Raw genomic sequence first — 1,460 nt, 5'->3', positions numbered from 1 at the left:
GGGGGCGTGGGCCGCGGCGCCGGGCGGCCCGGCGGCCCCGTCGGCGTCCGCCGGCCGCCCCGCGTCGCTGGCCGTGCCGCCGCGGGTCACGCCAGCTCCACCACGGGCACGCGCCGGAAGGTGATCGTGGAGTAGGCGCTGAAGTCGCCCGTCTCGTACAGCAGCCCGACCGTGTCCGCGTCGGCCCGCACCAGGTCGGAGTACGCGGCCGGCAGCCCGTCCACGGTGTGCGCCGGGCGCCAGGTCACGCCGCCGTCGCGGCTCGCGCGTACGGTCATCAGGGCCCGCGCGCGCGGGTCGGCCGGGCCGGAGAACAGCAGCACGTCCGGCTGTCCCAGGTGCAGCACGCTGCCCTGCACCGGCGGCCCGGCGAGCCCGGCCTGCGGCCGCAGCGGCTTGTCCAGCGTGGCGCAGCCGTCCGAGGAGTACGCGTCGGCCCGGGTGCCGGGGGCGCGGGCGTCGCTGCGCGCGTTGACGTAGACGCGGCCGTCGGGCAGCTCGGCGGCGGTGGACTCGTTGGCGTTGATGTAGCCGTCGGGGTTGTCGTCCACGTACCCGATGCGCCACGTCTCGCCGCCGTCGTCGCTGAGCAGGCCGTGCCCGCCGTAGTAGCGGCCCTCGGTGCCGGTGTCGGAGCCGGCCGGCGGCAGCGAGTGGTTGGCCGGGACGACGATCCGGCCCGCGTGCCGGCCGTGTCTCAGCTGGACGGCGTGGCCGGGCGCGGTGGCGTACCAGCGCCAGTCGGGTTTCTTGGCGTCCGCGGTGATCTCGCGCGGGTCGCTCCAGGTGACGCCGTCGTCGTCGCTGTGCTGCACCCACACCCGCCGCCCGTCGGCGTCGGACACCTCGCCGCGCATGATGCGGTCCTCGGTGGCGTCGGCCGCGCTGCGCACGTGCACCAGCACCACACGCCCGCTGTCGAGGACGACGGGCGCCGGGTTGCCCGCGGTGCCGTCGCCGTTGCGGGTGACGACGGCGAGCGGGTCCCAGGTGCGGCCGCCGTCGGTGGAGCGCTTGCGGACCAGCTCGATGCGCCCGTGGTCGGCGGCGGAGTCCACCCGTCCCTCGGCGAAGGCCAGCAGGGTGCCCGCGCGGGTGGCCACGACCGCGGGGATGCGGTAGCTCGCGTGCCCGCCGACGCCCGCGCGGAACGGCACCGAGATCTCGTAGGGACGCGCGGTCGCGCCTGCTGCTGTCATCCGACCCTCCCGATGCCCCGTTGCGATCGAGTGCCGACGCCTGACACGGCGTGCGGAAAGCGGACGTAGGACGTCCGTTGTCCGCTGTGACCATAGAGATTGCCTGATGGACCGTCAAGACACCGCACACGGACCCGTGGCGATGCCAGCGGACCGGCGGCCCCCATCGGGGTGGCCGGACCGGTCCCGGCCCACCCGTCCGGCCCCGGCGGCGCCCGGCCCCGCGCGGGCGGGCGGCGCGGGCTTCGGCGGCTTGCCCGC

General features: G+C 76.7%; 1 protein-coding gene. It reads right to left on the bottom strand.

Translation table 11 applies throughout. The annotated features are described in order from the left end of the window. Nucleotides 1-86 precede the first annotated feature (86 nt). Nucleotides 87-1,199: a sialidase family protein gene (locus RKE29_RS29835; protein ID WP_312008837.1), complete on the bottom strand. Its 1,113-nt coding sequence runs from the start codon at nt 1,197-1,199 to the stop codon at nt 87-89. Nucleotides 1,200-1,460 lie beyond the last annotated feature (261 nt).

The organism is Streptomyces sp. B1866 (assembly GCF_031932565.1).
GTDB lineage: Bacteria > Actinomycetota > Actinomycetes > Streptomycetales > Streptomycetaceae > Streptomyces.
This window is presented reverse-complemented; position numbering and strand designations above follow the sequence as displayed.

Excerpts from the sequence above, each read along its gene's own strand:
- RKE29_RS29835 (WP_312008837.1), bottom strand. The coding sequence starts at position 1,199 with ATGACAGCAGCAGGCGCGACCGCGCGTCCCTACGAGATCTCGGTGCCG.